Annotated in this window: 1 rRNA gene; it reads right to left on the bottom strand. The window is 54.5% G+C overall.

What is annotated here, in order from left to right:
• Positions 1-224 (bottom strand): 23S ribosomal RNA (locus tag M3225_RS30310); the annotation flags it as partial.

Genomic DNA, 224 nt, shown 5'->3' with positions numbered 1-224 from the left:
TCTCCTCGCCTACCTGTGTCGGTTTGCGGTACGGGCACCTCCCGCCTCGCTAGAGGCTTTTCTTGGCAGTGTGGAATCAGGAACTTCGGTACTATAGTTCCCTCGTCATCACAGCTCAGCCTTAATGATGAGCGGATTTGCCTACTCATCAGCCTAACTGCTTGAACGCGCATATCCAGCAGCGCGCTTACCCTATCCTACTGCGTCCCCCCATTACTCAAACG

Origin of the sequence: Priestia aryabhattai, assembly GCF_023715685.1 — a bacterium.
GTDB lineage: Bacteria > Bacillota > Bacilli > Bacillales > Bacillaceae_H > Priestia > Priestia aryabhattai_B.
The sequence above is the reverse complement of the archived record's forward strand: the minus strand, read 5'-3'. Positions and strand labels throughout refer to the sequence as shown.